At 65.9% G+C, this 25,568-nt stretch carries 32 protein-coding genes; 25 read left to right on the forward strand and 7 right to left on the reverse strand.

Annotated features, from left to right (window positions below):
• The first annotated feature begins 99 nt into the window (after positions 1-99).
• From MLGJGCBP_RS48080 to MLGJGCBP_RS48115, 8 genes are all read left to right on the forward strand, one after another.
• Complete coding sequence (locus MLGJGCBP_RS48080) at positions 100-1,137, forward strand: hypothetical protein (RefSeq protein WP_007299955.1); 1,038 nt, start codon at positions 100-102, stop codon at positions 1,135-1,137.
• Positions 1,137-2,024, forward strand: a complete 888-nt coding sequence (locus MLGJGCBP_RS48085; protein ID WP_007299954.1) for a hypothetical protein — start codon at positions 1,137-1,139, stop codon at positions 2,022-2,024. The genes MLGJGCBP_RS48080 and MLGJGCBP_RS48085 overlap by 1 nt, the downstream gene beginning before the upstream one ends.
• Positions 2,025-2,080: 56 nt before the next feature.
• Entirely contained in the window at positions 2,081-2,275 is a 195-nt protein-coding gene (locus MLGJGCBP_RS48090) for a hypothetical protein (protein WP_148222644.1), read from the forward strand.
• 271 nt (positions 2,276-2,546) lie between these two features.
• On the forward strand, positions 2,547-3,494 hold the full coding sequence (locus tag MLGJGCBP_RS53950; RefSeq protein ID WP_007299953.1) for a C40 family peptidase: 948 nt from the start codon (positions 2,547-2,549) through the stop codon (positions 3,492-3,494).
• A gap of 128 nt (positions 3,495-3,622) precedes the next feature.
• On the forward strand, positions 3,623-4,039 hold the full coding sequence (locus MLGJGCBP_RS48100) for a hypothetical protein (RefSeq protein ID WP_007299952.1): 417 nt from the start codon (positions 3,623-3,625) through the stop codon (positions 4,037-4,039).
• 167 nt (positions 4,040-4,206) lie between these two features.
• Positions 4,207-4,779, forward strand: a complete 573-nt coding sequence (locus MLGJGCBP_RS48105; RefSeq protein WP_007299951.1) for a 3'-5' exonuclease — start codon at positions 4,207-4,209, stop codon at positions 4,777-4,779.
• Positions 4,780-4,875: 96 nt separating this feature from the next.
• Positions 4,876-5,268: a hypothetical protein gene (locus MLGJGCBP_RS48110; protein WP_007299950.1), complete on the forward strand. Its 393-nt coding sequence runs from the start codon at positions 4,876-4,878 to the stop codon at positions 5,266-5,268.
• Positions 5,265-6,017 carry an RES domain-containing protein gene (locus MLGJGCBP_RS48115; RefSeq protein WP_007299949.1) on the forward strand — a complete coding sequence of 251 codons (753 nt, stop codon included), beginning with the start codon at positions 5,265-5,267 and terminating at the stop codon, positions 6,015-6,017. The genes MLGJGCBP_RS48110 and MLGJGCBP_RS48115 overlap by 4 nt, the downstream gene beginning before the upstream one ends.
• Before the next feature lie 160 nt (positions 6,018-6,177).
• Here the strand turns inward: MLGJGCBP_RS48115 and MLGJGCBP_RS48120 are convergent, their stop codons facing one another.
• Positions 6,178-7,032: a phosphoadenosine phosphosulfate reductase domain-containing protein gene (locus tag MLGJGCBP_RS48120; RefSeq protein ID WP_007299948.1), complete on the reverse strand. Its 855-nt coding sequence runs from the start codon at positions 7,030-7,032 to the stop codon at positions 6,178-6,180.
• Between the two features lie 127 nt (positions 7,033-7,159).
• On the opposite strand from MLGJGCBP_RS48120, the gene MLGJGCBP_RS48125 reads away from it, so the two are divergent.
• Genes MLGJGCBP_RS48125 through MLGJGCBP_RS48140 form a run of 4 tightly spaced genes read left to right on the forward strand, consistent with a single transcriptional unit; the run spans position 7,160 to position 9,838 of the window.
• Positions 7,160-7,837, forward strand: coding sequence for a hypothetical protein (locus MLGJGCBP_RS48125; RefSeq protein ID WP_007299947.1), 678 nt, complete (start codon positions 7,160-7,162; stop codon positions 7,835-7,837).
• The gene (locus MLGJGCBP_RS48130; protein ID WP_007299946.1) at positions 7,834-8,250 is read left to right on the forward strand and encodes a hypothetical protein; all 417 of its coding nucleotides are present in this window, start codon (positions 7,834-7,836) and stop codon (positions 8,248-8,250) included. The genes MLGJGCBP_RS48125 and MLGJGCBP_RS48130 overlap by 4 nt, the downstream gene beginning before the upstream one ends.
• Positions 8,247-9,116 (forward strand): RAMP superfamily CRISPR-associated protein, encoded by an 870-nt coding sequence (locus tag MLGJGCBP_RS48135; protein ID WP_012686783.1) that lies wholly within the window; start codon positions 8,247-8,249, stop codon positions 9,114-9,116. Before MLGJGCBP_RS48130 ends, MLGJGCBP_RS48135 begins: the two co-directional genes overlap by 4 nt.
• On the forward strand, positions 9,113-9,838 hold the full coding sequence (locus tag MLGJGCBP_RS48140; protein WP_007299944.1) for a hypothetical protein: 726 nt from the start codon (positions 9,113-9,115) through the stop codon (positions 9,836-9,838). The genes MLGJGCBP_RS48135 and MLGJGCBP_RS48140 overlap by 4 nt, the downstream gene beginning before the upstream one ends.
• Positions 9,839-9,863: 25 nt before the next feature.
• Here the strand turns inward: MLGJGCBP_RS48140 and MLGJGCBP_RS48145 are convergent, their stop codons facing one another.
• A complete protein-coding gene (locus MLGJGCBP_RS48145; RefSeq protein WP_043827263.1) occupies positions 9,864-10,487 on the reverse strand; it encodes a hypothetical protein in 624 nt (207 codons plus the stop codon).
• Between the two features lie 476 nt (positions 10,488-10,963).
• Here MLGJGCBP_RS48145 and MLGJGCBP_RS48150 point away from each other — a divergent pair, with 476 nt between their 5' ends.
• Together MLGJGCBP_RS48150 and MLGJGCBP_RS48155 are read left to right on the forward strand one after the other, a co-directional pair.
• On the forward strand, positions 10,964-11,224 hold the full coding sequence (locus MLGJGCBP_RS48150; protein WP_269454487.1) for a WhiB family transcriptional regulator: 261 nt from the start codon (positions 10,964-10,966) through the stop codon (positions 11,222-11,224).
• A gap of 813 nt (positions 11,225-12,037) precedes the next feature.
• Positions 12,038-12,298, forward strand: a complete 261-nt coding sequence (locus MLGJGCBP_RS48155; RefSeq protein ID WP_007299941.1) for a hypothetical protein — start codon at positions 12,038-12,040, stop codon at positions 12,296-12,298.
• 36 nt (positions 12,299-12,334) lie between these two features.
• On the opposite strand, the gene MLGJGCBP_RS48160 is transcribed toward MLGJGCBP_RS48155, so the two are convergent.
• The 3 genes from MLGJGCBP_RS48160 to MLGJGCBP_RS52830 all read right to left on the reverse strand — a co-directional run bounded on the left by MLGJGCBP_RS48160 (position 12,335) and on the right by MLGJGCBP_RS52830 (position 13,656).
• Positions 12,335-12,859, reverse strand: a complete 525-nt coding sequence (locus tag MLGJGCBP_RS48160) for a DUF2441 domain-containing protein (protein ID WP_007299940.1) — start codon at positions 12,857-12,859, stop codon at positions 12,335-12,337.
• A gap of 118 nt (positions 12,860-12,977) precedes the next feature.
• Positions 12,978-13,475: a hypothetical protein gene (locus tag MLGJGCBP_RS48165; RefSeq protein ID WP_007299939.1), complete on the reverse strand. Its 498-nt coding sequence runs from the start codon at positions 13,473-13,475 to the stop codon at positions 12,978-12,980.
• The gene (locus MLGJGCBP_RS52830; RefSeq protein ID WP_231869096.1) at positions 13,465-13,656 is read right to left on the reverse strand and encodes a hypothetical protein; all 192 of its coding nucleotides are present in this window, start codon (positions 13,654-13,656) and stop codon (positions 13,465-13,467) included. The genes MLGJGCBP_RS48165 and MLGJGCBP_RS52830 overlap by 11 nt, the downstream gene beginning before the upstream one ends.
• A gap of 457 nt (positions 13,657-14,113) precedes the next feature.
• Between MLGJGCBP_RS52830 and MLGJGCBP_RS48175 the strand changes: the two genes are divergently transcribed.
• Both MLGJGCBP_RS48175 and MLGJGCBP_RS51145 read left to right on the forward strand, forming a co-directional pair.
• A complete protein-coding gene (locus MLGJGCBP_RS48175) occupies positions 14,114-14,974 on the forward strand; it encodes a DUF3800 domain-containing protein (protein WP_148222645.1) in 861 nt (286 codons plus the stop codon).
• 142 nt (positions 14,975-15,116) lie between these two features.
• Complete coding sequence (locus tag MLGJGCBP_RS51145; protein WP_007299937.1) at positions 15,117-15,266, forward strand: hypothetical protein; 150 nt, start codon at positions 15,117-15,119, stop codon at positions 15,264-15,266.
• A 546-nt stretch (positions 15,267-15,812) separates the two neighbouring features.
• On the opposite strand, the gene MLGJGCBP_RS48180 is transcribed toward MLGJGCBP_RS51145, so the two are convergent.
• Both MLGJGCBP_RS48180 and MLGJGCBP_RS48185 read right to left on the reverse strand, forming a co-directional pair.
• Complete coding sequence (locus MLGJGCBP_RS48180) at positions 15,813-16,109, reverse strand: hypothetical protein (protein WP_007299935.1); 297 nt, start codon at positions 16,107-16,109, stop codon at positions 15,813-15,815.
• A 32-nt stretch (positions 16,110-16,141) separates the two neighbouring features.
• Positions 16,142-16,360 carry a hypothetical protein gene (locus MLGJGCBP_RS48185; RefSeq protein ID WP_007299934.1) on the reverse strand — a complete coding sequence of 73 codons (219 nt, stop codon included), beginning with the start codon at positions 16,358-16,360 and terminating at the stop codon, positions 16,142-16,144.
• Between the two features lie 310 nt (positions 16,361-16,670).
• Here MLGJGCBP_RS48185 and MLGJGCBP_RS48190 point away from each other — a divergent pair, with 310 nt between their 5' ends.
• From MLGJGCBP_RS48190 to MLGJGCBP_RS48230, 9 genes are all read left to right on the forward strand, one after another.
• Complete coding sequence (locus MLGJGCBP_RS48190; protein ID WP_012686791.1) at positions 16,671-17,771, forward strand: ATP-binding protein; 1,101 nt, start codon at positions 16,671-16,673, stop codon at positions 17,769-17,771.
• Positions 17,768-19,027: a vWA domain-containing protein gene (locus MLGJGCBP_RS48195; protein ID WP_012686792.1), complete on the forward strand. Its 1,260-nt coding sequence runs from the start codon at positions 17,768-17,770 to the stop codon at positions 19,025-19,027. Before MLGJGCBP_RS48190 ends, MLGJGCBP_RS48195 begins: the two co-directional genes overlap by 4 nt.
• Positions 19,024-19,218: a hypothetical protein gene (locus MLGJGCBP_RS48200; protein ID WP_007299931.1), complete on the forward strand. Its 195-nt coding sequence runs from the start codon at positions 19,024-19,026 to the stop codon at positions 19,216-19,218. The genes MLGJGCBP_RS48195 and MLGJGCBP_RS48200 overlap by 4 nt, the downstream gene beginning before the upstream one ends.
• A 33-nt stretch (positions 19,219-19,251) precedes the next feature.
• Positions 19,252-20,406 (forward strand): hypothetical protein, encoded by a 1,155-nt coding sequence (locus MLGJGCBP_RS48205; protein WP_236581470.1) that lies wholly within the window; start codon positions 19,252-19,254, stop codon positions 20,404-20,406.
• Positions 20,407-20,475: 69 nt separating this feature from the next.
• A complete protein-coding gene (locus MLGJGCBP_RS48210; protein ID WP_007299929.1) occupies positions 20,476-21,774 on the forward strand; it encodes an AAA family ATPase in 1,299 nt (432 codons plus the stop codon).
• A 27-nt stretch (positions 21,775-21,801) separates the two neighbouring features.
• Positions 21,802-22,146, forward strand: a complete 345-nt coding sequence (locus tag MLGJGCBP_RS48215; protein WP_007299928.1) for a hypothetical protein — start codon at positions 21,802-21,804, stop codon at positions 22,144-22,146.
• Between the two features lie 243 nt (positions 22,147-22,389).
• Positions 22,390-22,806, forward strand: a complete 417-nt coding sequence (locus MLGJGCBP_RS54585) for a hypothetical protein (protein WP_373418959.1) — start codon at positions 22,390-22,392, stop codon at positions 22,804-22,806.
• A gap of 2 nt (positions 22,807-22,808) precedes the next feature.
• Positions 22,809-24,647 carry a hypothetical protein gene (locus MLGJGCBP_RS48225; protein WP_160100505.1) on the forward strand — a complete coding sequence of 613 codons (1,839 nt, stop codon included), beginning with the start codon at positions 22,809-22,811 and terminating at the stop codon, positions 24,645-24,647.
• Positions 24,647-25,444, forward strand: coding sequence for a hypothetical protein (locus MLGJGCBP_RS48230; RefSeq protein WP_007299925.1), 798 nt, complete (start codon positions 24,647-24,649; stop codon positions 25,442-25,444). Before MLGJGCBP_RS48225 ends, MLGJGCBP_RS48230 begins: the two co-directional genes overlap by 1 nt.
• The last annotated feature ends 124 nt before the right edge of the window (positions 25,445-25,568 follow it).

Genomic DNA, 25,568 nt, shown 5'->3' on the forward strand with positions numbered 1-25,568 from the left:
CTCGGGGAGGCCAGATCCACGGACCTATCCCGGAAAGAATGACACCGAATCGCGGCAGGTCAGCGAGCAGCGGCCCATCGGGCGAAGCGAGCTACGCCGATGATCCCGGCAGAAGCGGGCGACCCCGCGGCCCGCGCTGTTCTGGACATGATCGACCGCGTCGAGATCGACCCTGAGAGCGACCAGTTTCTGACGGCGCTCGACCGCATCCACTTACAACTCCTCTCGCCGAGGGCGGCCACAATCGTCGCAAGGCGAGCGGAGCTGGGTTTTACCGCCCACGACGTGAATACCTATCCCCGACGGAATATCTGGCGCACGCAGGTCCCGTTCGGGCGGACGAACGGCGGTGTCGTTGTCGAGATTCCCCTCGTCGTGATCGCACCTGTTCTGATCGGCATGATTCCTGTCCTACTCAACATGAATCCGCTGTTTCAGTCTCCGATCACAGATCTGACGGTATTCATCTCCGCGGCTGCAGGTGTGGAGGTCCTCGCGATGTGGTGGTGGATCCGCCGCGATCCCCTCAGACTGACCGCGGCGGACAAGCAGATGATCCGCGGCAGCATTGCCAAGCTCGATGCCTACGTCTCGGCCGGCGGCGACTACTTCGAACTTCGTCTGGCCATGACTGCGTCCGCGATCGTCGACGATATTCGTGAAGTGCCGGCATGGAGTCACGAGGACCTCGACATCCACCGCATCCGGCTCGACATCGAGGACCAACTCCGAATGATTCTCTGCCACTGCGGTGAGCTGGCAACTTTCCGGGCCAGCGTCGGCGAACCCACGAGGGGAGTCAGTGCCGAGGCTGACGCGGCTCGGGCCGCCCACCACGAGCAGCGACGGTGGTTCGAACAGGCCAAAGAATCACTGATCGGGCGGGTCGCAGCGTTGTGGACATATCACCAAGACCTACTGATGCTTCAGGACTCCATCGACGGTACTGCGGCTCTCGGTCGCATCGACGCTCACGCACCGGCGCTCGGAGAACTGCTGGTCAACTCGGCGAATGATGACCTCGCAGCGTCGGCAATCGGTGACCTGGCCACCGACCTGGCCGATCAACACCAGGCGCGGGAAAAGGCGCTGGCCCAGCTGCGCGGCGACGTCACCGGATTCGATCGGCGCAACTGATGGGCCGCAGCCATGACCGGATCAGCCCAGACCGCGGCAACGGTGTGTTCGATCCCGACCGGGGCGACAGCGACGTCGCCACCCGCAAGGAAGGCGCCCTGATCTCGCAGCACGCCTACGACACCCGAGCCGATCTCCGCAGCGGAGCACGAGAACTCGACACCGCTACCGAGAACCTACCCGGATTGACCCGAGCGCAACGGGACCTCAACCGCGCCTATCCACGGCCCACGCCGGCGGCAATCGGAAACTCTCGGCTACGCCCCCAGCTGCCACCGGCGATCGAACTCCGTCGCACACTCTCGGCACGACAACGGAACACCCGATCCGCGGCGAAGCGCCGCGTCCTCGACGCCATGCCGAAAACTCAGTACACGGCGCTGGCGTCGTTGACTTCGGACCCGAAGACCTGGCGGGAGACGAACAACGCCCTCTCCGCTGTGGCCGGCGACGCTGTCGAGCTCGACGATGCTCGCCGCAAGCAGGTCCAACGAGTGGACAGGGCCATCCAACGATACGAACGCGCATCCGGACGAGGTCATCTCGTGTACACCTCGGTGAGCATCCCCAACGCGGTCGTGAACCCGTCAGATCTGCCCTCGACGCTATCGCCGGGGACGGTCCTGTCCTTCGACCGGTTCACTGCAGCAACCCATTCGCTGCACGAACTGGACTCGACCGCCCGGCCCACCGATGTCGTCTTCGAGATCCAGACCGACCGGGGTATGTACTACGGGCAATCTTCCCGCGTAGACAACTCGCACCACTTACTGCCACGAGGAATGCAGCTACAGGTGGTGGGGGCTCATTTTGTGCCGTACGAGCGACCCGGACAGCCACCAGGGGAGCGCCTGGTCGTCCAACTCGTCGATCACGAGACGCCATGACGAGTCGAGGCGGGGGGTTCGAGACAGATTCAACCCACGGGAAGGAACACACAGTCATGACTGCGGACAAGCCGCGCCACCGGCGCCCCGACCTGACCTTTCATCCCGATATCTTCGCTGCGCCCGCGCAATTCAGAGTGGTGAAAGCCGCGCCACACGACGATGCGGATCCGACCACGGACACAACGCAAGGGAAGGAGGGCTCCGGCGCAGACGCTCATACCGGACGACGAGATGGCAAGGGGCTGTGAGCAGAAAGAAAAGTCGGAGGCCACCTACAAGATGGTGTGCCTCCGACTCACCCAGTGCATTCTCAGTACCCACACCCTATTTGATCTTCCGCATCCGGTCCAATTCTCTACGCCCTATTGGCCGATTGTGGATGCCCGACTGGGTTGCCCCGGTTGTGAGTTCGGTCGAGTTGTACAGGTCCATCTCTACTGTCCTGATCGCACGACACCCTCGCGGTCATCGAGACAATACTTCCGCCCTTGGCCGCCACACCCTCGGCTAGGAGACATCATGGATTTCGCATCGATCATCATCGGCGTCGCAGTGGCCGGCGCATCAGCTGCCCAGGGCGGCGGAGTGGACCCCGCGATCACCGACAGCGTCACGTCGGTCGCACAGAAACTACCGCCAGCTCTCGCCCAGTATGTCCCGGACCCGCAGCCCTACCTCGACGACGCGGCCCGGGCCGTGCAGCAGGCGCAGGAGCAGTTGCCCGACGAGTGGCAAGCCGAGATCGAGAACGCCATTCCACCGGAAGTCCGGGATGCCGCTGAGGGGGCCAGGGAACAGCTCCCGCCCGAGGCTCAGGGTCTGATTCCCGAGGTGGTCCTGCCCGCCCCAAGTCCGGAGCCCGGGCCCGCCGGCGGTGTCGCCGACCCAGCGGGACCCGCAGCTCAGGCACCGTCATCGACTCCGCAGCAGGAGACGAATCCGTTATTCCTGTCTCCTGTCGTCAGCGGAGCACCCACCACTGCGGCCGGCATCCCCTCCCTGACAGGAATGCTCGCCCCGACCGCAGTCAGCGATCTGACCTTCGATCCCCGCTTTCCCCGCAACCTCGAGTTCGCGCGTGCGGTCATCGAAGCGGCGATGCGTGCGATCGGATTGCCCTACCAATGGGGCGGAGGCCTTCTCACCGGACCGTCGATGGGCGACGGCACCGGAGGAGCTACCGCCGGCTACGACTGCTCTGGGCTCACTCGCTTCGCCTACTACATCGGTACCGGCGGCACGAAGGTCTTGCCGCGAACCTCACAGGAACAGTTCCGGGCAGGCCAGCAGATCAGCATGGACCGAGCCCAGCCTGGTGACCTGCTGTTCGGGAACTGGCAGGCAGACGGGGCCAACCACGTCGCGATCTACCTCGGTGGCGGAAGAATGCTTGAAGCACCGCAGACCGGGGAGCTCATCCAGATCAGCGCCGTGCGCTCGGACATGGTGCCCGCCCGCTTCCTGTGACCATCGGGGACAGTGCCCTGTGCTTGATCCCGAAGCGGAACAATACGATCGCCACTATAGACCCAGACCGGTCAAAAGTCGTGTCGCGACGTGCGGCACGACCGCAGAGACGAAGGAGACAGTGACACATGACGATTACGCCAGCAGCCCACAAGAAGGCAATCGAGACCGCGCGAAAGAATGCGGAAGCACTGGCGCAGAAGGCAATCGAAACCAGAGTCGCGCTTGTCGGAGCCATCGGGGAAGCAGTGGAAGAGCTTGCCGCACTCGATTCCGCACGCGAGGCAGCTGTAGATGCAATCAGGACGGCCCACGAGAACGCGATCGAAGGCGGATGGACGGCCAAAGAGCTCGCAGCCATGGGCTACACCGCCCCGAAGAAGCGGAAGAACGCCTCCAGTAAGGCCGCGCGTGGTGGCGCCAGTAAGGACGCGACTGAGACGACCGACGTCGCAGATGCTGCTGCACCGCAGGGAGGCGATCAGCCGCCGAGCACCGACGGGCAGATCTCCAGCGAGCGCGAACCTGAGCATTCCTACAGCTAGGAAGCTGTCCGGTGGGGTGGCCCCAGCCTCTCGGGCGCCGTCGTCCCGATCCTTGTCGGGAGACGGCTCCCGAGCGCTACCAGGAACTTCGCCGGGCTGGCATAGGTGCCGGAGTGAGAACCACATGTCAGAGGGTGCCGTCACGATGATCATGAGAAGGAAGTGGCATGACCAGTACACAAACGTCTCCGCAGCAGTGGGCACGGGGCATGCTCGTCCCCGGCCGGGCAGCGGTGCTGGACGTTGAATCGACCAATTTGGACGGCAGCATCATCGAAATCTGCGTTTTGGACGCGGCCACGGGCAATCCACTGCTCGATACCCTGGTCGATCCGGGCGACGTTCCGATGCACCCGGACGCTTATGCCGTGCATGGAATTGCCCTGGCCGATCTGATTGGCGCACCTGGCTGGTCTACGGTCCACCAGGCTCTGATTGCGGTGACCACTGGGCGAGTGACGCTCAGCTACCACAGTGAGTTCGACAGGGGGCGCGTTCTCCATGATTGTGCTCGGCATGGTCTCGACCCTGCGCACCTGGCCGACCCCGAGATGTGGGGATGCATCATGCGGATGCGATCGCAGGCCGAGGGCACCGAGAAGAGCATTCGGCTCGATGGCGGACACCGAGCCCGCAGCGACGCCGCGGCCGCGCGCACCGTCCTGCTCGGCATCGCGGAGGGCACCTCGGCGCCATCCACCACCGTGGACCCCGCCACTACCTCCCACTTGCCGCTGTAGTCCACCGAGTCATCTGCTTCTGAGTCTGTTCTCTTGGCTGGTGTCCTTGCTGCGATCGTGATTGTGATTTACCCTGGGATCTGGAGGTGGTTCGTGATGACCGCAGCACATCCCCGGCCGGATCTGGAGGCGTACAACCAGGCCGCCCGTATGTCCCAGCCCGAGCTGGTCACCGCGTTGCGGGAGCTGCTGGGCGCGAAGCTGGTCGCCTATCTGGGTCGGGTCAAGGAGACCCGGGCAGTGCGCCAGTGGGCGGAGGGCACACGGACGATCGGTAGCGACTCGGATGTGGAACGGCTGCGGATCGCGTACCGGGCGGCACGGCTGATCACCGCCCGCGACACCCCGGCGGTGGCGCAGGCCTGGTTTCAGGGTTTGAATCCGATCCTCGACGACCGCGCCCCCGCCTTGTTGCTGCGCGAGGGGGAACTCGCCGATGTCGGCCCGCAGGTCCTCGCCGCGGCCCGGCAGTTCGCCGCCGTCGGATGACCCAGCTCGACCATGCCCTCGTCGCCACGGCGCAAGGGTCGATGTGGTGCGCCCACCGATACGGATGCGAGGTCTATCGGGTCGGGTTCGCGCCGTCGCCGTGGGAATGGACACCGTGGGTGTACGCCACCGACGGCCGGTTCACCGGCCGGTGGGACGACCCGGACGGGGTGTGGCGCACCCTCTATGTGGGTGCCAGCCGATTGGCCTGCTACCTGGAGGTCCTCGCCTACGCCCGGCCGAGCGCGCAGGTGATCGCAGATCTGGACGAGATCGTCGTCGACGACGAGGATGCCGCCGCATTCCCCACGGTCGAACCCGGCCGGGTGCCACGGTCGTGGTGCGAGCCTCGCATGACCGCCCACGGCGCGCTGACGGGGTGGTTCGCGGTCCCCGGGCACCCGGAGACGCTGGCCACGCTGCGTGTCGGGTTTCGGTCGGCCGCGATCCGGCACGGACTCGATGATCTCGACGGCGCCGCGATTCGGGACGGCCGCCCGCGGGCGTTGACGCAGGCAATCTCCAAGTGGATCAACACCCTTGGTGGTCCGGACGGATGTCCGATCACCGGAGTCGAGTTCGACTCGCGACACGGTGACGGGCTGCGGTTGTGGGCAGTCTACGAGCGACCGGGTGACCCGGTGGTCAGCCCCCACGTCACCGCACTGGATCAGGTGCCGGTGGCACCCGACGACGGTGACCTTGTCCAGGCGATGCGTCTGCTCGGACTCGAATGGGACGACACATGAGTCGTCCGTTGTGGGATCACGAGATTCTCCGCAGCGTCGGGGCGGAAACCACAGTCGCGACACCGGTTGTGGCTGGGTCGGCGGAGGTCCACAAGCGACGCGACACCGCGCTAACTTCTCTCTCTCGCTCTTGTCGCGGTCCCGTGATACCCCCTCGCTATCAGACGAATTCGCGGATCCGGGGGAGGACGTGGGCGAGTTCTTCGAAGAGTGTCGGCCACCCACGTCGTAGGCGGGTGATACGGCCGTGTTCGAGGAAGGCGCCGTCGAGCATGTGGGAGACCCGTAGGTGTTTTTCGGGGGTGCCGAGTCGGCGGAGTGTGCCGTAGACGGGGTTCACCGGTAGCTGGTGGTGGGCGATGTAGGTCCAGATCTCGTCGGTGTTCCAGTCCCATACGGGCCCGAAGACACGGGTTCCGTCGGCTCGGTCGATGAGGCCGCCGTGGTGTCGGCGTTGCTCGGTGGTGTTGGTGCAGCAGCCGTCGCACATGCGTGTGACGTGGCTGCTGAGTGCGTTGTAGTACAGCGACCAGCGGCCGGTCCCTTTCGGGGATTCGTCGGCGCGTACGCCCCAGATTTCTCCTGGCCCGTGGGCTGCGTGCGCCGCGCGGGAGGGGGCACCGATGAGGATGTCGCGCAGTTTCTGGCTCGTGGCTCGGGTGGGCTGGTGGTGGTCCCATTCGCCGGATTGTGCGAGGACGGTCAGCAGTGGTGGGTCGGCTCGGTGGGGTGCGAGGTTCAGGTTCCAGGTGTCGGCGAGTGCGGTGATGTAGGTGTAGGTCTCGGGGTACTCGAGGCCGGAGTCGAAGAACACGACGGGGATGTTCGGTTCGACCTGCAGGGTGAGGTGGAGTGCGACGAGTGAGTCCTTGCCGCCGGAGAAGGCGAGGTATCCGTCGTGGTCGTCGAGGTGCCCGGCGATGCGGCCGGTGAGTTTTGCGAGGTCGCGGCGGGGCCGGCGCAGTGCCCGGAGGGTGTTCAGGTCCAGGCCGTCGGGTTCGGGCTTGCCCGCCACACGTCCTCCTTCACGGTGTCCGGTCGGTATCGAGATCTCGCAGCTTCTGTCACACAGTGTCCGCCCGGTAGATCTTCCTCCAGTCGTAGGGGCGTTTGAAGTCGCCTGGGCATGTGAGGAGTGTGGTGTGGGGAAACTGTGCGAAGTGGCCGGCCGGAAGGACGTCGTCGCCGCGGCATTCGCGTCGACGAAGACGCGCGAGGTAGTCGAGGTGGCGAGGGTGGGCCGGTGTGCGAGATGCGCGGCGTCCCCGGTTCGGGTGGAGGCGGTGACCAAGGTGGTGTCCCGAACGTTCACGGGTTACGACTGCTGGAAAGCGCCCGTGGAAGGTGGGCTGTGCACGTCCTGCGCCTGGGCCTACCGGCACCCGGATCTGCGCAGAAGCATGCATGTGGTCACCACACGACCAGCGATGAGGGCAGTGACCGCGGCGGATCTCGAACGGATCTTGTCGCGGCCACTTGATCCGGATACCGCCGTGGTGGTGCCCTTGCGGCCCGGCCGAAAGCACATCCTGCCGCACGCGCGGTGGGGCGGGATTGCTGTCGAGGACACGTGCCTGCCCTGGACGTCGCGTGATGTCGCGGCGGTGACAGCGATGCGTCGACTGCGGGCGCTGGGGTTCGGGGCCCGGATGCTCGCCGAGCCTGCGGCCCCGTATCCGGTGCTCGCCACGATCGCCCCCGGGCGGTGGCCGGCGGTCTTCGCGGACTGGGATCGTCTCGCCCCGTACCGCCAGGTCGGGCAGTGGTGGGAGCTTGCGCTGCGAGCCACCGTGTCGGCGAGTGCGAAAGGAACGAAATGACCAGCCCGACCGATCGATGGCTCGCTGCCGCACCGGCGGGGCTGCCGCCGCTCGAGGGTCCGGCGGCAACGGCTGAACGCCTGCTGCTGTTGCTGCACTACGGGATCGACTGGGATTCGGGATGGATCGGCCGGCGGCGGGAAACGTACTGGACCCAGCACCTGCCGAACCGTGTTCGGGTCGCCACCTATATCGGTGGCGGCGATCTCGACCGGTGGTGGTCGGTGGTCTCCCGGTCCCTCGAATCGGAACCGACGAACACCGACCAGCGGCTGGAGCTGGCGACGTTGCTGCGTGAGGAGTCCGAGCCGGTGCTGACGTTGCTGCGTGAGCGTCCCACCTCGTACGTGTTGCGCACGCGGATCGTCGCCGAAGCGGTGGCCGCCGCTCGGACTTCGGGAACGAAGAAATGATGAGGTCGACGGTGCGCTGGGATGTCGAGCTGACCGCGCTGTCCTCGATCTCCCAGAAGGGGGAGGACTCCGGAACGACGACGACACTGTTCCGGCGCGAGCCGGTGATCCAGCCGGACGGAAGGCCGGTGCTGGTGCCGATCGTGTCCGGAAACTCTCTACGCGGCGGGTTGCGCAGGATCGCTGAGGAGCTGTTCCGCGATGTCATCGGCTACGAAGGGCAGATCCCGCTCTCGGCGGCGCACGCGCTACGCAACGGAGGCTCTCTGACGAAGGTCACCGGCGACGGTCTGACCGGTCGTCGGCGGCATCGACTGCGGGAGCTGGTTCCCCCGATCGGGGTGTTCGGCGGCAACGGCGGAGGTCAGCCACCGATCGACGGTTGCCTGAGGGTGGGCAAGGTGGTCCCGCGGGTGCGTGAGACCGAGACGATCATGACCCGGGCATATGACGGCCGGTTGATGAGTCAGTTCGAGTTGGTCTCCCTGGAGAGCTACAGCCGATTCGACGACACCGACACCCGGACGTTCCCCGAATCCTCCGCGGGGGGCGGAGCCGGCAAGGATGTCGGCTCGTCGATGCTGATGCGATTCGAGGTCGAAACACTTCCTGCGGGAACCCGTTTCGAAACGTTCTTACGGCTGGACCGGGCCACCCCTCTCGAAATCTCGTTCTTCACCGATGTGTGGGGCAGATTCGCGCGTGACGGATTCCTCGGAGGGCGCAGCGCGATAGGTCACGGACGCGTCCGTGCCGAATCGGATCGGGTGGTGTTGGCCGGCCCGGACCCACAGACAGTGGACTGGCGCGTCGAGCTCGCACCACTGCGTGATGAGGTCATCGAAGCGTTGTGCTGGCTGACATGACGGGCACCGAGGAGATGGCACCGTTCGTTGTCCGGGCGCACCTGTCGTCGGGACTGGCGCACGCGACGCCGTGGGGAATCAGTCTCGACGGGATCCTCGCCGCCGAACTGTGGGCCGATCACAAGGCCGCGGCACTCGACCGAGGCGAGTATGTGCCGGCGCTGACACCCGAGTGCGCCCCGCCCGACCTCGCGCTGCCACTGGCTCGGTGCGAGCTCGCAGGCGAGGACTGGCATTGGTGTGCGACGTGCTCGTTCCCCGAGGACCCGGCCGGTGATCCCGTGGTGCGGCACTGGGCGTCGCGGGCCGATCACCGCGGGCTCGAGCAACTCAGTCACACGCTGCCGGCGGTGATCTCGGATCGACAGGGCCGCTACCGGGCCCGCTACATGCCCCTGATGATCACCAGCACTCGCACGGTCACCTGGCGCGGAGTCGGAGATCTCGACGCCGTCGCCAGGATCCTGGGTGGCCTGGATGTCATCGGCAAGAAACGGGCCCATGGTGAGGGCCGGGTCCTGAGGTGGGAGTTCGAACACTGCCCCGCCGCCGACCGGTGGGCGGCGGCGCACCTACATAGCGACGGCACTCTCGGGCGCACCACACCACCGGCCTGTCTGCCCGATCGACCCGAACCGGAATCGGCCGGCTTCGGGTTGGCTGGCCTGCGGCCGCCGTACATGCACCCGACCCGAATGCGGCAACTCCACCTACCTCGATGAGCCGCCGCGTGGTGCGGTTCGCCGACTATTCGGAACGCGGGAGGTCGGGCACAGCGACCGGTTCGGGCAGCGTCCAGCGAGCAAGTGGGGTATTCGATCCGTTCGGAGGATAGAGCGCGACCTCGGCGATCGACACGTCGTCGGTCAGCTTGTCCCCGATTCCGGGGAACAGGACGAGGCCTTCGGCGTGACCGTCGAGGGCGTTGTTCCCCATCGCGGTGGGGATGTTGCCCCAGGAATTATCGCCGGTGATGGTCTGTCCGCTGAGTGTGCGGACCTTCCAGTTGGTCGATGTCGCGTTCAGGGTTCCGGAGTCGACGTCGAGCACGATCGGGAACAACAGTATCCGCGGCTCCCCCATGGAGGTCTTTTCGATCAGCTGGGGCTCTTTCACCTCGATGCGGGCGGTGACGTCGGCGGCGGTAATAGTCTGAGCGGTTCCGCCGATGGTGTCCGAGTTATCCGACGAGATCGTGGTCCGGTTGGTTGCTGCGGTCGTGGTCGTAGATCCAGTGGTGGTCATCGCTGCCGAGGTAGCGGTCTGACTAGTGGGAGTGGCCTGTTCGTCGCCATTGCCGCACCCGGACAGGGTCAGTCCCAGTGCGGTGCAGGTAGTCACGGCAGCAATCGTGGTTCTGCGAATGATCATCGTTCATTTCCCTTTTCTCCCCTGGCTGACGGGCGCCCTGTGAACAGGGTCGTGGTCAGCCTCCATATGCGTGCCGGTTGTGGCGCGGACGACGTCATCGAGAGTAGCGGTGTGGGACCGGTGTCCTGGTCACGGGTGTCGCGGAATGGGTTGGTGTGGACTGTGACCGGCCGAGAACTAGGTCGGAGCGGCGTTTCCACCTGCCCTGATGAGTAGTTGATGGTTCGTCGAGCACGTTCCATTACGCGATGTCACTCACCACGTACGCCGCGGATCTTCCTCCCAGTGAAAACAACTCGCACTTCGCCGGAGAGGTCACCACGGATATGACAGACAACCCAATCGGACTGGCCCCGGATTGGTCGCTGGAACCTGGTGGGCGTCCCGGAGGTGCGAGTTCGTGTGGAGCTGTCCAGGTCAGGCGTTACCGTCCGCCTCACCGAGACACCATCTGCGGGAAAAGGGAGATGAGCGAGATGACCGATACCGACATACGGCCCAGGATCGAGTTGGACGCTCCGGAGTGGCGCGACTTCGCGCTCTGCCGAGTGACCGATCCGGAAGCGTTCTTCCCCGAAACGGGGGAGAACGGCCGCCCCGCGAAACGGGTGTGCGCGGGCTGCGAGGTTCGCGAGGCCTGCCTCGCCGAGGCACTCGCCCACGATGAGCGGTTCGGGATCTGGGGTGGGCTGACCGCGGCCGAGCGCCGCAAGCGATACCCGAAGCGTCGCCGGTGACCGCCATGGCCATGGACTTCGAACACACCAGCCAGGCCGAAGGGCGGCGAGGCACCAAAGCGATCCAACTCGCCCGGTACCTTTGGGATCGGGTCGTGCCCCGGCCGACCTGCTGTCACTATGGGCGCAACAGTTTCGCCGACTTGCGCGGCGGGTGGGCATTCATCCGCCACGTTTGGCAGGAGACCTGTTATGGCACAGCGAGTTTGCCGAAGCAGAAGACGCGGTGGGCGCGGGCGGAGCCTGAGCATCCCGCTGCTGCTCGCGCGCGCATGACGAGCGGGACTTGTGGATGTCGCCGACGCAGCCGGAGCCGGAGGCTGATGGGACCTGTTGTAATGGAGAACCGGCGAATGGGGGGGAAGCGATGAGTGACGCGTTCATCCTCGGCGTGGCATTGGCCTGCGGTGTAGGTGTTCTGGGGTTGGTGGTCGCCCTGTTCTGGGGAGCGGAGCCGAGCCGGACGTGCCGATGTGTAGTCGGCGGACACACCGAAGCGTGTGACGCTCGGTGGTCTTGACCAGCGTCGCTCGGGTCCTTGCCCGTCACGGTTGGTGGTGTCGGTGCTCAATCGAATGTGGGCAGGGTTGGTGTATCCAGCATGGCCGTGGACCCGAGCGGGGCCGGTTGTAGGAGGTTCGCCGCGATGGCGACCGCCCAATCACTCCTCGCCTTGGCCCGAGCGACACGCCGTGACACGCCCGATGCGGAATCAGTTCGCTATGATTCAGCGGTGCCGCTGGCGGCGCCGCTGTTACTGCACAACCTAATTCATCGGTGACACGGCCCTTCCGTCCGCGCTACGGTCATCGCATGCGTGATCTCCTCGAACAGTCCGTCCGCTACCTCGAAGCCCTCTCCGACGCCATCGTGGACGCGGCGCCCTCCACAGACGCCTCGTTCGTGGCTGAGTTCGCCGAAGCCCTCCGCGAGTGTGCGGAGGCGGTCAAGATAGCGCGCGAGGACATGATCGACGCCGGTCGCCCGATCAGCCCTGTCTACTCGCACCCCGGCGACGAGGACACACGGGAAGAACTCGCGTCGCGACTGACCGCGCACCTCTTTACCGGGTAGTCCGCTCCGCTTCTCGTTGAACCGCCCAATTACAACCTATTCGGCGGGGCCGAGAACCCGGATAGGTGGACTCAGGAGTACCTCCCATGTCACGGGCACCTCGTGGTCCGGGCTTTGCTGGGACCAGTAGCAATAGGAGTGATACGACGTCATCAGAGCGGTGCCAGGGGCGCGGAGCAGCTCCATGTTGGCCCGGAATCCGTCGTGATCGGTCTCCACCTGCCAGATCTTCGCTGCTTCAGTCGGATCGAAGGCAGTGCGGAAGGCGCGGGCCTCGTCGAGTGTGTCCACTGCGAAGGCAGATTGAAAACGAGACGGTGCGGTCGGAAAGTGTGCCCGACGCACGTTCTCCCATATCAGCTCGATCAGATGATCTGTGACTTGAAACTGAGCGGCCGCGTTGACGAAGTTAATCTCACCGTGCGCGGCAACGCCATCGGGAAACAGCACGTCGAGGTGCTGTTGCAGCGCTGTCGGTTCGACGTCGTCGAAGCGGGTGAGCCCGAGCGACAGTCCCTCGTGAAGGGTCCCTCTCCGGTCGACGGTGTAGAAGCGCGGCATTTCTGAAAACCTCTCTAGCTGTGAGTGATAGTCGACTCACCATCCGACCGCCCCCATCTCCTCATGGTCGAAATGGTGTCCACCAGGAGGGACGTACGTGCGGGCGGCGCTCGGCTGGTCAAGCGGTGGTATCGATGGTGACCTCGGCTCGGCCGTCGAGGGCAGCGAGCAGGTAGTGCGGGCAGGTGACCACTTGACGGGGCACGGGAATTGTGCGTCGAGTGCTGTCGAGGTAGAGACGATATGCGAGCTGACTTCCCCGGTGGACGCCGGTCGCTGGGTCGACGGCGCCGAGAAAGTACCCGTGCGGGGCGTCAACGGTGGAGAAGATCGTCCGCGCCCACTCGGCGGGCTCGGCGGGCGGCAAATACCGGGGCTCGCCCGTCTGCGCATCGACGGTGTGCACGATGACGGTGACAGTGAACCCGGTAGCCGCGGGGAACCACGCCTCGGCCGCGGCGCCGAACGGTGCGATGGACGTGTGGATCTGCAGCTCAATATTCGTTCCGGTGCGGGCCGCCGTGATGATGTGCGAATCTGCCCAGACGTCATCGGTGGCCAGGTGCGGCAGCGCTTGGTCGGAGTCGGTGTGGACGCTGCCGCGATCAGCGGGCATGGGCTTGTTTGTCCCGTTCTCGGATGATCTGGTCGGCCAGGCGGTACACCGCCAGTTCGTCGGGGATACCGACCTTGGTGGCGCGCTCTTGGGCTGCGATGAGCGCGATGACCTGCTTGTTCCCCTGTCTGCGATCTCGGTACAGGAACTGGTGGCGTCCCTCAGCGAGGTCCTCGAGCACCAACCACTGGAAGCGGTCGAGACTAGTGGCGATCTAGGCGATACGCACCCGCTTCGACTGGACTGTGCGCCACCGGTCAACCAGGTCCGATCCCCCGAGCAGTACACCGAGGACCATAGCGCAGATCGCTGTGATCATTCGGCGTCCCTTCTCGAGGCCACGGATTTCTTCGGATCACTGGTGACCACGCTCAGGGCGATGGTCGCCGCGATCGGGACAAACACGGTGAGCAGCAGGGGCAGCGAGAACTCGACACGGTCACCGCCCCGACGGCAGCGGCCGCGAAGGCGAGCACGGCGAGCAGCCAGAGGGCTCGGGCTGCCGAGGCCCGATGTGTGATCTGGGTGCCTGACCAGCGACGACCAGCACGGCGCCGAGCCAGAGAGTTCAAATGGGCATGGTGTGTGGCGGGTCCTTCCGACGTCGGAGAGCTTGAAGTCTCGTGGGACAGGGTGTCATGCCGCCGGTGACCGCCGTGGCCTCCCATTCACTCTTCGGATATCTGCGCAACCCAGTGATGATCGCTGTCGGTCACGATCGGCATAATCACCTGGTGCTGATGGCCTACATCGATGAGACCGGTGACACTGGATTGATCGCCAAGGGCGGTACCAACTGTTACGCGCTCGGTTGCGTCTTGATCGACGACTCGCAGTGGCCGGAAGCATTCGACAAGATGCTCGACTTTCGGCGGCGTTTGTCCAAGACGTACGGGATAAATCAGCGCTGGGAGCTGAAGGCGAACTACCTCATCCGCGGCGGAGGCCCGCTGAAGGCTCTCGCGTTGCCTCCGGGCATTCGGCATCTCGTCTACCGCGGCCATCTGAAGATGCTCCATGAAATCGGCGCACGCGCATTCACCGTGGTTGTCGACAAGGAGGCAACCAAACTCTCTGGTCAGGAGTGTTTCCACATGGCGTGGGAAACGTTGTTGAACCGCTTGGAGCGCACAAGCACCAAAGAGAAGTCGACGCTTATGATCCTTCATGACGAGGGTGAGGACCATGCGGTGCGAAGAGAATTTCGCAAGGCCCGACGGCATTTGACCGCGGGCAGCGCTTACGGTTCTGGCCAGATCAGGTCAAAGGGGACGCTGTTCCTGGACGATCCTGTGTCGCGGGCATCGCATAATTCGCAGTTAATCCAGACAGCGGACATGGTGGCGTACGCAGGTTGGAGAACGTACATGCCTCCGAGCAAGAAGGTGGCTGAGGTCTGCCCGTCGGACATGTGGCGTCACGTTGGTTTGGCGACGCACAGGGTGGTCAACAGTGTCACTCGCAACGGCGCGCCTGGCGTTGTCATACGGAAAAGATAAGGCCCCCCAGCTCGGCTGGGGGGCAGCTAGCGCCTAGCCAATCCATTGGGAAAGGTTGAGCGCTGTCGCCCACGTTACAGGGTTGTGTGCCAATACGGAGAATTTCAGCCCAGGGATTTGCTGATCGAGGTGGGGGCGACGATTGACAGACGAAGAGATCAACCAGTGGGTCAAGACCGTCGGACCGGCGCCCGACGACGTGTTCGCGAAGATCGTTCTGCGGTTCGCGAAGGCGGCACGCGAGGGGAATCTCAAGTTCGACGAAATTGATCCGCAATCAGGGGACAAATGATGATGTCAACCCTGCCCCCCGTTGCCTGCTCCGCGAACTGATCCGTCAACTCGGAACCGCCCCAGTCGACCCCAGGCTGTTGGCACTCCTCGAGCGGCAACGCCGAGAGGGACGACGCGATAGCCGCGGGAGATGGCTGAGGCAGACCTCGTGGTCGCGGGGGAGCTGCGCCGCTCTGAGCGCGCCGAAGAGGTCGACATCGCCCGCCAGTCGGCCTTCTGGACCAAGGTCCGTGGAATCGCGGCACTGGTGGCGGTCGCCACCTTGTGTGGTCTCCCTCCTCTTTTGTCAGCGCCGGCCTCCTGTGTGTGAGTACATATCGCGCACGCCTCCGCGCGATATTCGAGGATCCGGCGGCCTGCCCGTGGGGTGGGGTCAGATTTCATGACACCGACCCCTATATTCATGAGGTCCGCGCGTCGAGCGTGCGAAATCCCCAGAAAGATGCAGCGTGGGGAGACGAGCCAGGCTTATTGACAATGAGTCTCGGATCCTGCCCACAAGGACCAGGAGCGATCGGCAGCAAAGGTTTGGTTGCTCCCCCGGTCACGGCGCGAAGAACATGCGGTGGATGGTCACCGTGTCTTCGGGACCGTACGTGTGCGCCGCAAGCGTGGGGTCTGCGAAGCAGATGGTGAACTCGTGGTGACCCTTCACGGTGTCGTGCTTCTCCGAGAGTTTGGCGACGATATGACTCTGACGGTACGTTCGGCCGTCGTCGTCCGTGGTGTCGACCTCCACTAGCAGTGGTGCTTCGTCGGTGCTCTGGAAGTCGAGCAGATCGGACACGGTGAGCGTCGCGGACAGAATGCGAGTCGGAGACTCCTGGATCCGGGGGAGCATGGGTGAGTGCCTTTCGGTTCAGGTCGGTGAAGTTACTCAGACGTACCTGTGGCGCGGCGGAGGGCAACCACCTCGGCTTCGAGGGCGACGACCGCGTGGAACGTCGCCTCGGACACAGCATTGCTGTCCTTGCCGAACGTCTCGGCAGCCTGCCAGATGCGGGCGCTGTGCTCACCGCTGGGGCGCGGGATCTTGAAACCATGACTACTGAACGCCTGCGGTTCAGGACTGGTGCGCTGAATCAGATTCATGAGCGGCAGCGTAGACCTCACCTCCGACAACCTCTCCTCTTTAGATCAGGTCTCGATCGAACGGCTCGTCCGGGGGCGTGGCGGAAAACAGGATTGTGCCGCGGCCGGCGATGTTTGATCCCTCCGCGGGGCCCGCAGACGATCTTTCCGCGCGGTGCAGGGTGGGCGCTCGTCCCGCGTCCCCGGCACAGGGTGCGCCGGGGACGCGGGACGAGCGCAAAACCCCTATTTCTGCAGGTCAGACCGTATAATCGAGGAGTCTAATTCGGTAGCGAGACTGACCAACTCGCTCGACTCTGAAGGATTTTCTGTGGCTGATTTGGCGACTGCTGTGACGGTGTTGGATGCGAATGGGCGGGCTGGTGTTCCGTCGTTGTTGATCTCGGGTCCGGGTATGGGTAAGTCGAGTCTGGTTCGTGGGTTGGCGGCGTCGGACGGGGTGCTGTGCGAGACGGTCCTCGGGTCGTTGCGTGAACCGGCCGACTTCGCTGGCCTGCCGGTGGTGCGTGAGCACGGGGTGACGTTGGAGGCTCCGGACTGGGCGAAGCGCATTCACGCCGAGGGTGGCGGCTATCTGTTTCTGGACGAGTTGACGACGAGTCCGCCTGCGGTGCAGGCGGCGATGCTCGCGGTCGCGTTGGACCTGAAGGTCGGTGATCTGCAATTGCCGAAGGGAACGCGGGTGATTGCGGGTGCGAATCCTCCCGATTGCGCTGCCGGTGGGTACGAACTGGAAGCGCCATTGGCGAATCGGTTCTGCCATGTGGAGTTCACTCCGTCTGTTGACGAGTGGTTGGATGGTATGGCGACGGGGTGGGCTACGCCGCCCGCCTCGCGTGCGGTGGCGACGGACGAACAGCGCGTGGCGCTGGTGCGTAGTTCGATCACCGGATATGTCCAGCGCAACCCGGAAGCGTTGGACGCGTTCCCGTCGTCGGCGGCGCAGACCGGGGGAGCGTGGCCGTCGCGCCGCACATGGGCGATGTTGGCGGCGGTGTTGCCGCATCTGCGTGACGACGACAACGCGGCGATCAATGCGGTGGTGTTCGGGCTGATCGGTGAGGGGACCGGTGTCGAGTTCCTGGAATGGCGCAGGAATGCCGATCTGCCCGACCCGGTGGCGGTGATCGAGAATCCGGAAACGGCGTTCGACTGGCAGTCTCGTCCGGACCTGGTGTGGGCAGTTCTGTCGGGTGTGACGGCGTGGGCTGCGGGGCGGGGCACTGTCGAGGCGTGGCGCAGCGCGTGGGGGCCGCTGATCGCGGCTGCGGAAGCGGGTGCACCTGATGTGGCGGGCGCTGCGGCGCGGACGTTGGCGAAGGCGCGGCCCGCCAAGGCTGTGGTTCCGGCTGCGGCGAAACGGTTCTCCCCGATGTTGGTGGCTGCGGGTCTGGTCGGTGAGGCGGCGTGAGCGCGGTGCGGGTACTCGACCCGGACGAGTTGCGCCCGTTTCGGTTGGCCCGGTTGGTCTCTGCCGAACAGATGCCGTACTTCATGCGGGCGTTGTTCGCGGCGCAACCTGTGGCTGCGCCGGGGCTGGGCACGTTCGCGGTGGATGCGCAGTGGCGGTTGTATCTTGATCCGGCATTGCTGGTCGGTGCGAACGCCTGGCCGGTCCCGGTGGCGGGTGCGGTCCTGTTGCACGAAGTAGGGCACCTGCTGCGGGCACATGCCGCGCGCGCCGCGTCCTTGCCGAAACCGGTCCAGCACCTGGCGTGGAACTACGCCGCCGATGCGGAAATCAACGATGACCTTCTCGCGGCCGGTGTCGGACTGCCCGAAGGGGTGATCACCCCGGAGTCGTTCGGCTGCGCATCGGGAGGCATTGCGGAGGACTACTACACGAACCTGGTCGATCCGTCTGCCTCTCCATCTCCGAACGCACCCGCAGACGGCGACGGTGATCCGGGGTGCGGGTCCGGTGCGGGGTGCCCTGCCGTGCCCGGCGAGTTGGGTGCGGCAGGGAATGAGGTCACCGAAGGTCTCGACGGCGCGGAGGCAGACCTGGTGCGGCGGTACGTCGCGCAGGCCGTTCGTGAGTCTTCGGGAAAGGGCAGGGGGAGCGCCCCGGCCGGGCTGGTGCGGTGGGCCGGTGAGGTACTGGCACCGCCGACCGTGGCGTGGGATCGGTTGCTGCGTGCGGCGATCCGGCGCGTCTTGGCGGATCAGGCGGGGCGGACGAACTACACGTATTCGCGGCCGTCGCGGCGCGGGATCCCGGGCATAGTCGCTCCGGCGATGCGCGGCCCGTCGATCACGGTCTCGATTGTGGTCGACACCTCGGGATCGATGTCGGCAGACGATCTGGATGCGGCGATGAGTGAGGTTGCCGGGGTGCTGCGGGCTGGCGGTGTGTCACGGGATCGGGTGCGGATTCTGGCCTGTGACGCGTCGAGCACAACGGCGCAGCCGGTTCGGTCCATCGCGGACGTGAAACTGATCGGCGGCGGCGGCACCGACATGCGGGTGGGTATCGACGCCGCCAATGCTGCGCGTCCGCAGCCGCATGTGGTGATCGTCCTGACGGACGGGGATACGCCGTGGCCGGATCGCCCGTCGCGGTCGCATCTGGTGTGCGCGGTGATCGGCAGCGACACGGCTGCGGCACGTACACCGTCGTGGGCATCGACGGTGTACGTGCCGGTCGGCGCGGGAGCGCGTGCATGAGCGCGGCAGGAAACGGCGACCTGGTCCGCTACGCCGACCGAGTGTTGGCCGGTACCGGGATCACCGCGAACCAGGTCGCGGCGGTAGTGGCAGGTGCGGCGACCGATGCGGCGGCGACGGCACTGCGCGCCGGTTGGCGCTGTGCCGCGAATCCGGTGCAGGGAAGCGACGAGGAGCGGGGAGCTGCATGAGCGTGGAATGGTTCGACCTCGCTCAGCGACTCTATGCCGCCGAAACCCGGTCGCCGGTCGCCTCGGCTCACGCACACCACGTTCGCGGCGTCCACGGCGGCGCTGGCGGTGCGCGCGGTGGCACGTGGCGGCAGCGTCACCGTGTCAGTGGCCGGGTTCGAGGGCCGCGAGGAACGCGCCCGCGACGTGGATGCCCTGGGACTGCTGGCCGCACACGGCGGCACCATCGTGGGGCGATGCGACCCGGCACCGTTGCTCACCGACGACACCGGCACCCTGCCCGCGCTGGTGACCCTGGCGCGGGCGCACGCACACCACCCGGACCCGCAGGTGGCCGGAGCGGCGGCCATGGTGGCGTGGTGGGCGGATCGGGCAGACCATCCCGGCACGTCGGCGGTGGTGAATCTGGTGGCCGCGTCGTCGGCGCGGTACGTCCTCGGCACCACCCCGGAGGCCGAACGATCGGCGACCACGTGGCGGCAGTGGCTGCGCATCTGCGATGACGGCGTCAGCGGCTTGCATGAGTGGGCCGCGAAGATCAGCGGCGGGCCGCTGCTACCACTACTGGAGCCGATTCACGAGGACGACCGCTATTCGTGGGACCGCGCGCTGTCGGCAGCGACGGCCGGGCATGACTGGTCGCGTCCGGACAACACTGCCAGCGCCGCCATGGGACTGCGCACCCGATGCGATGCCGCCGAGTTGAAATCTGCCGCCCTGCTCGATGATCCGCTCTGGCGGCAACGCGCAGTCCATACCGGGCACGTGGCGGTCGGGGTGGCATCGGTGACCCCGCCGCCGAAAGGGTCGCGTCGGCGCAACGCATCGCTGTCGGTGACCTGTGATCGGCTCGATTCACGGTTACGCGTCGGATCCGAGGTCACCGGCTGGATGGGCACCCCAGCGGACAAGCCCTTCGAGCGGTTCTTTGTCGAGGTCACCTCGGCACAGGTCGTAGAGGGAAAATTAGTCCTCGGTCTCGGCTCGGTCGGCGCACACGCCCCCGCACCGGGAGCAAGGGTGTGCTTGATGCCTGGGCCGCCGTCCCCGCAGACGATGCGCGCGGGTCGGGGCCGATACTGGCGGCTCTACCGTGCCCGCCGTTCCTGGCTCTCCACCGGCCAAACACCGGTCGCTGCGCGGCGTGAGGTTCCCCTCGACGTGCTGATCGCGGGCGCAGAGGACTAGCCCCGGCAGCCTGCACCACAACCCAAAAACTCCTGCTTCACATCACCTTTCGTGAAAGGTTGCACCGTCATGCGCATCCTCGCCCCCCGACCCGATATCCCCAAACCGGCACCCTCGAGCGCACCGGCACCCAGGCCGAGCGCGCCGTCGCTCACGCAGTGGCCGGGATCGCAGATCATGTCCGATCCGATCACCGCACGTGTGCTGTTCTCGGTGTGGTCCGGTGATCCCGCCGTCGTCGTCCCGTCGCCACCCGGTGCGGGCAAGACCCGACTGGTTGCCCTGCTCGCGGCGGCATTGGCGCACCGCGGCGATCTGCGTGTCGGCATCGCGGCCCAGACCCGCGAACAGGCAGTGGAGATTGCGCGGCGCCTCGGCACCCTCACCGATCGCGCTGCACTGATGTGGAAAACGAAACCGCCGAAACCCGACAGCGGCGAGACGCCAGCGGTGTCGGGGCAGAAGGTGCGGTGGCCCGGCGACGTGGGCGCGATCCTGATCGGCACGACCGCCCGATGGCTGTTCTCGGACCCCGACCGGGTCGGCGCCGACGTGCTGATCGTCGACGAATCGTGGCAATGCACCTACGCCGATCTGGGCGCACTCGGCGCCATGGCAAGGCAGGTGGTCTGTGTGGGCGATCCCGGTCAGATCGATCCGGTGGTGACCGGCGACGTGTCGCGATGGGACGGCAGCGATACCGCCCCGAACCTGCCGGGACCGATCGCGCTGCAAGCCGCACACGGCGACGCTGTGGGCGTGGTCCGGCTGCGCCACACCTGGCGCTTCGGAGCGGACACCACCGCCCTGATCGGGCCGTTGTTCTACCCCGACCTGCCGTTTACCTCCCGACGACCACCGGAGCACCTGACCGACGCTGGCGGAGTCGTGCCCGAGTTGGCGCACCGCCCGGTCACGGTCTGCGGTGGCCCGTCCGATCCGGCGCTGGTGACCGCGTGCGCACAGCGGGCGCGGGAGCTGCTCGACGCCGTCCTGGTCACCGCCGAGGACCAGCGACCGATGAGCGCCGCCGATATCGCGGTGGTGGTTCCCCACGTGACGCAGGCGGCGGCGATCCGCGCCCTCCTGTCCGATCACCCGGACGTGCTGGTCGGCACCGCGAACTCACTGCAAGGGCTCGAGCGTGCCGCTGTGGTGGTGCTGCATCCGCTGGCCGGATACCGCACCGCCGAACCGTTCAGCCTCGATCCGGGCCGCGCCTGCGTGATGCTCTCCCGCCACCGCGCCCACATGAGCGTCGTCATCGATGACGCGAGCGCCGAGGTACTCGCCAACACCGAACCCTCGACCGCGCACGCCACCAATACCGCCCTGTTGGCCGCGCTGCACCGCACTCCCGCTGTGTAGCAACTCAAAAGGAAAGGGATTTACGCAATGTCCGATGAAATCATGACCGCATACCACGCAGAACGACTGGCGGACGTCGACTCACCAGCCCAGCTGGCAGCCGCATTCGCGGGGAGGATCCGACCGAACTTCACCTACGAGTACGACGACGATTCTCAGGTCCACGACAACGGCGTCCGCGCGTTGCGGGCAGGGGACGGGCTGATCACCTACGCCCGAATCTGCAATACCGATCAGGAGGAGGCCATGACGGTCTTCGGGGACTTCCTCGGCGATCTGCACCATCTGGCCGATGCGATGGGCGTCGACTGGGACGAAGCACAGCGAAGGGGAGCGGTCCACTACACCGCCGAGTTGTACGGCGCGGATTAAAGGGAACTGACGGCTGGACGGTCCCAAGGACCCGTTCGGCCGGCAGTCCCCGGCACCGGGTGCGCCGGGGACCGGTACTTCCCGATTCGCCTGTGGCCATCACCCGCATCGACCGCGCTGATTGATGCGTGTCACTCTGCGGGCCCACCTGCGTTTCATTCCGCGTGTCGACCTGCGTGTCAAAATGCGTGCAGACACGCGAGTAAAGATGCGTGTGATTCGGCGAGTCCTTCTCTAGCATGAATGCCGAAGGTCCCGGAAATACGCGGCCGTAGGCGGGTTGGTCAGTGGCCGTCCCGGAGTGCAGCAGAGGAGCGAGGCATGGTGCAGGCCGGAAAGCGGAAGGGCGCTCGCCAGCGTCCGACGGGGGTGGGGAACGGACGTGCAGTGCGATCGCAGGATGAAGTTCTCAGCGCAGGAGGAGATTCCGACGTGATGGCACCGACCGTGGGGGCGCTAGCGAAGCTGGAACCGCGGAGGGGTCCGACCAAAGTGCAACTCAATACTCGGGTTCTGGCCTCGACGGAGGCGCGGCTGAACTGGCTGGTGAAGAACCGCAACTTCTCGGTTACCAGCGTGGTTGACGTGGCCCTGCAGGAGTTGTTCGACCGCCACCACGTACCGCCGGCGGACATCGAGGGCCGGATCGTGGAGCAGTAAACGTGACCCGTCCGTGGGAGCAGATTGCACTGTTCGACCTGCACGAACCAGCACCTCCCGCACCCGCCCCGGAGCCTGGCGACGATGCCACCGAGATTGCACCGGAGGAAACAGCTCCAGCGGAACCAGCTTCGGCGGAACCGACGACAACCGCCGCTGCCGCAAATCTGCTGAATGCATCGGCGACCGAGCCGGCGGCAACACCACCCGCACCGGTATGGGAGGCATTGCCCGCAGGAGAGGAAGCCGATGGCCATGCGTTGATCGTGACCGCCGACGGGACCTACACGCCGTCCGGGCGGGAACTGACCGGTTCGGTCGATTCGGTCGAGAAGCTGGACAAGCTGATCCGCTGGGCCGCGCTGACACCGTTGGGCGCCCCCGCACAGATCTGGGTCGTCGGACAGGCCGCGTGCGAACTGCTCGGGTGGATCATCGACCCCGGCAGCGAAGACGACGTCGACGACATGGAAGCCCTTCGCAACCGCGCCGCCCAAGAACTGACCGCCGTCCTCCACGCCACCCTCACCCCACTGCTGAATGCAGGGTGGGAACTCCGTGGCGAACCGGGGCACGTGGTGCACCTGTCCCGCTCGATCGGGAACTTCACCTCCATGGTCGATGTGGTGATCGAACCGTACGTGTGGACCTACTGGAACAAGGACTTCGGTTGGCACAACCGCGTCGGCGACATGGGCATCCTCGGCTCACCCACCGCCGGAACGTATCTCCCGGACGACGACCTGTCGGCGGCACGTGAACTCGGTCGCCGGTTGGCCTGGTGCGCCAAGCACCTCGGGGTGCTCCCGGGACCGACGCCCGCCCGGACCGGCGCCGCCCTCGTCGACAAGATCAAGCGTGAACGCACCCGCAGCGGCAAAGGCATCGTCGTCACCGCACCCGGCTCGGTTCCACCCCTGGACGGCCCGCCGCGGGGAGATCTCGAACCTGCTGTCGGCTGGACCCGCGTCCCGGAGTCTGACGACCTCGACAACGCCCACCGGTTGGTCTCGATTGACCAACGCGCCGCCTACCTCGCCTCCGCGGGCATGCTCGAATTCGGCTACGGGCAGCCCACACACCTGACCGGGGACGCGGCGGCCACTGCGGCGGTGGGGGAGAAGGGTGCACCGTTCGGGCTGTGGCGGATCACCCTGCCGCCCGGGCAAACACTTTCGCTGCCCGAGAAGCTACCTCTGCCGCACCCCCACATGCTCGCGGACCAACCGGTACAGACCTGGGTGACCACGGTCAGCCTCGACGGGCTGTGCTCACCAGTGGCAGACGGAGGAATCGGCGCCGACCGGGGCGACCTCGACATCACCGAGGCCTGGGTCTACCCACAGCAGGGCCGGGCGCTGGACAAGTGGGCCAAAATCCTGCGCGAGGCCCGCAAGGCCGCGGTCGATACCGAAGACGACGCGACGAAGCGGTTCCTCGGCACCTGTTACAAGGGCTACATCGGGCGAATGGTCAACCCGGACATGTGGACTGCGAAGCAGATGCAACATCACCACCAACCGCTCTGGCGGGCGTCGATCATCGCGCACTGCCGGTGGCGCGGCCGCCGTGTCGCGATGCGGATTGCCCGCGAGCACGGCCGCTGGCCGGTCCGCACCGTCACCGACTCCTGGGTGTACCTCCTCGCCGGCGGTGAGGACATCGCCGACGCAAGCGAGGCGCTGGGGAAGATGTCGGTCGAGAAGGACGTGGTCCTCACCGACACCCTCCTGTCCGCCTTCACTTCGGCGCAGGACGTTCACGAGGTGAACCTCGCGATCAAGGCCGCCTTCGCCGACAACGAGGACGCCGCCGGCGACGAAGAGGAAGGGGAGGACTGATGGCCCTGCATCTCCCGAAGCCGCGCACCAAGAAGCCCGCGCAGGAGGCGGTCGGCCTCGACGGACTCAAGGTTACCGTTGCCAACGCCGCCACCAGCGGTGTCGAGAAGTCGAAGCAGGTCAAGAGTGGGGGACTCGCCGGGTTGACCAGCAAGGTCTCGGTCAAGCAGTTGCGCAAGGAACTCGGCAACGAGGGCCTGCGGCAGGCGGCGATCGATGCCGGCCGCACACCCCCATCGGCTCGCACGTTGCGCCGGTGGGCGCAGCAAGGCCGGATCCCCCACCCGGACGTCCTCGAGCGAGCCCAGCGCCGTGCCGCGATCGAACGCCTCGGCGGTGTCGATGCCGTGGCCGCCAAGATCGGCCGGTCCCGCTCCGCCGTGTCCCGGTACCGGTCCGGTGAAACGAACGAGTTGCGTGCCGACGCGAGCAAGAAACTCCGCAACGTGAAGGCGCAGGACATCATGAAACGCGCCGGCGTGTTGCGACCGGACGGAACACCGAAGAAGGCCGTCATCCGGGTCAAGGGCGGTGTCATGGTGCGCAACGGCGCCGACGAGGGATACGACTACCGGGTCCGCACCCTGGATTTCGCGAACTCCGACACACCGTTCACCAGTGAAGAGTCCCGCGAACTGGCCGCCGCACTGGCCAACGACGATCACGCCCGCGTCGTGGCACTGCTCGAGCGGCACGCCACCCTCGACTACCCCGAGAACAAGGGTTTCGACAAGTACAGCGACCAGTTCGGATTCCACTTCGACCACATCGACTCCGTCCACATCGACTGGATCTAACAGTCCTCCACTACCTCGGCTGGCCGCGCCGAAGGTCCACCGGGCTGCTAGGGCATGTCTCCCAATAACTTGAGCCACTCGACGATGCCGGCGAGCAGGAATCCGGCGCGGTAGGTGAGGGCGA

It is taken from the genome of Rhodococcus sp. T7 (assembly GCF_009872365.1).
In the GTDB taxonomy this organism is placed as follows: Bacteria; Actinomycetota; Actinomycetes; order Mycobacteriales; family Mycobacteriaceae; genus Rhodococcus_F.